General features: G+C 71.5%; 2 protein-coding genes. Both read right to left on the bottom strand.

The features are described from left to right. Nucleotides 1–57: 57 nt before the first annotated feature. Complete coding sequence (locus AB0C69_RS40615; protein ID WP_360361864.1) at nucleotides 58–1,911, bottom strand: Xaa-Pro dipeptidyl-peptidase; 1,854 nt, start codon at nucleotides 1,909–1,911, stop codon at nucleotides 58–60. Nucleotides 1,912–2,001: 90 nt separating this feature from the next. Beyond that, nucleotides 2,002–2,930, bottom strand: a 929-nt coding sequence (locus AB0C69_RS40610) for a thymidine phosphorylase (RefSeq protein WP_360361861.1), incomplete at its 5' end; no start/stop codon positions are given.

The raw sequence follows: 2,930 nt of genomic DNA, 5'->3' as shown, positions 1-2,930 counted from the left end.
ATTCGGCGTTCCGGGCGCAGCTCTTCAACGGCCGCCCCTACCTCGGGGCGTGCCGGGTCAGCCGCTGGTGAGGGGCAGGGTCAGGGTGCTGCCATGCAGGTCGACCTTGACCTTCGTGCCCGCCGGGTAGCGGAGGGTGTAGGCGTGGTCGGTGGCCAGCACCATGAGGCCGATCCGGTGGCCGGGCTTGAAGACGTAGTCGTACGGCTGCATGGGCCAGCTGAACGTGTAGTCCTTGCCGGGCGTCACCGGGCTGCTGCGCCAGATCGACTCGCGGTTGCGCACGTCCGTCCAGCCGCGCGTCACGATCTTGAACGGGCTGACGGCGGTGGTGTACTTCCGGACGGTCCGGCAGCCCTCGTCGCCGGGAATCGAGTCGCCGTAGCACCACCGGTCGGACGTCGGGACGAAGCCGGAGACGCGCTCGTCGGAGCCGTAGTCGACCAGGAGGGCCGACAGGTACGGCGAGCGGCCGTCGACAGAGGCGCGCAGCTTGATCCGCGCCGTGCCGCTGAGCCGCATGGCCTTGGTCAGCTTCGGCGTGAGGTACACCAGGCGGTTCGGGTCCGCCGCGTCCGGGTTCGCGGCCAGCTCCTCGGCCTTGCGGGACGGGTCGTCCACCAGCTGCTGGGTGCCGGCGCCGCGCTCGCCGAGGCCCTTGGCCGACAGGCCGAGCGGCACGGGGCGGGCCGAGGCCTCCGGCCAGTCCTTGTGCGTCTCCCACTGGCCGGGGGTGCGCTCCAGGTCGACCTTGGGCTGGCGCATGATGTCGTTGCGGACGTTGTAGAGCTCATGCGCGAACCACAGGTTCAGGGATTCGAGCCACACGCTCTGGCGGACGTCCAGGGGCTCGTCGTGCGCGGCCTGGTGGATCCACAGCTTGCGGTCGACGCCCGCCTTCTTCAGGCCGTCCCACAGCAGGGACATCTGGATCGGCTTGACGTTCCAGTCGGCGAGGCCGCTGGTCATGAACACGCTGGCCTTGAAGCGGGGCGCGGACTTGGCGAAGTTCCGCTCGTCCCAGGTCCGGTTGTAGTCGCCGGTGACCCGGTCCATCTTCTTCTCGAGGTCGTGCATGACGGGCGCGCAGACCTTGGGGTCGCGCCGGGTCAGCACGGCCTTGGCGTGCAGGTCGAGGTCCTCGCCCTCCCAGCCGTCCGGTGCGACGACGCCGCCGTTGGCGCGGTACTCGTCGTACCAGTTCGACACGCCGGAGATGGACACGACCGTCTTGAGGCCGGACACCCGGGTCGCGGCGGCCGCCAGGGGCAGCGTGCCGTCGTAGGACTTGCCGGCCATGGCGACGTTCCCGGTCGACCATCCCGCGCGGATCTTGTTGCCCTGGGCGTCGTACGCGGTGGCCTTGCCGGTGAGCCACTCGATGACCGACTTCATGCCCTGCGCCTCGTTCGGCCCGACGGCGGTCGGGCAGCCGTCGGAGTCGCCCGTGCCGAGGGTGTCGGCCGCGAGGACGGCGTAGCCGCGGGAGACGAAGTAGTTGTCGTAGTAGACGCGCGAGTAGCTCGTCGGTCCGGGCGGACCGGGCGGCGGCGTCCACGGCGCGAGGCGCGGGTGGTCGGTGACGTCGGCCGGGTGGTACGGCGGGTCCTGGAGGCCCGCGTAATAGGGGCTGCCCTCAAGGATCGAGGCGACCTTGAGGCCGCCGCCGGTCTCCTTCGGGCGGGTGATGTAGACGGAGACGCGGTCGCGTTCGCCGTCCCGGTCGCTGTCCACGGTCGTCTCGACGAACACCTTCTCGCGGATGGCGTCCTTGAACGAGAACGTGGGCTGCGTCTTGCCGTCCTTCACCACGATGTGAGGACGTCCCGCGTCGGCGTACGCGGGCACGGTGCCGGCCGCGAGGCCGACCGCGCCCGCGAGCGCCGCGGCGGGGAGGAGTGAGAGTCGCAACGTCCGCTCCTTGGCTGCTGAGAGAAACCTGATCAGCTTCCAGAGCGGACACAACGCCCGTCAACGGTGATTCTTAACAAACCGGCCGGTTCACGCGATCCGGTTGATGACCAGGGGGAGCGCGGGCACGGTGCCGCCTGCCTCGATGTCGAAGGCGCCGTCCAGGGCCTCCAGCGCGCGACCGAACCTGGCCTCGTCGTCGGCGTGCAGCGTCAGCAGCGGCCGGCCCGCCTCGACCGTGTCGCCCGGCTTGGCATGGCAGATCACGCCCGCGCCGAACGACACCGGGTCCTCCTTGCGGGCCCGGCCGGCGCCCAGACGCCACGCCGCGACGCCCACCCCATAGGCGTCCAGCCTGGTCAGCACGCCCGAGGACGGGGCGGTGACCACATGGGTCTCGCGGGCGGCCGGCAGCGGCGCGTCCGGATCGCCGCCCTGCGCGCTGATCATGCGGCGCCAGGCGTCCATGGCGGAGCCGTCCTTCAGCGCGTCCGCCGGATCCCTCCCGGAGATCCCGGCGGCGGCGAGCATCTCCCGCGCCAGCGTCAGAGTCAGCTCGACCACGTCGGACGGGCCTCCCCCGGCGAGCACCTCCACCGACTCGGCCACCTCGACGGCGTTGCCGACCGCGTTGCCGAGCGGACGGTCCATCGCGGTCAGCAGCGCGACCGTGCGCAGCCCGTGGTCGGCGCCGATCGCGACCATCGTCTCGGCCAGCTCGCGGGCCCGGTCCGCCGTCTTCATGAACGCGCCCGAGCCGACCTTGACGTCCAGCACCAGCGCGCCCGTGCCCTCGGCGATCTTCTTCGACATGATCGAGGAGGCGATCAGCGGGATCGACTCCACCGTGCCGGTCACGTCCCGCAGCGCGTAGAGCTTGCGGTCGGCGGGCGCGAGGCCGCCGCCCGCCGCGCAGATGACCGCGCCCGCCGAGCGCAGCCCGTCCAGCAGGGCCGCGTCACCATTCCTCCGCCGCTGCGCAAGTACGCGGGCCTCACCCGCGACTGCACGGTCATCGG

Source organism: Actinomadura sp. NPDC048032 (assembly GCF_040653175.1).
Taxonomy (GTDB): Bacteria; Actinomycetota; Actinomycetes; order Streptosporangiales; family Streptosporangiaceae; genus Spirillospora; species Spirillospora verrucosospora.
The sequence above is the reverse complement of the archived record's forward strand: the minus strand, read 5'-3'. Positions and strand labels throughout refer to the sequence as shown.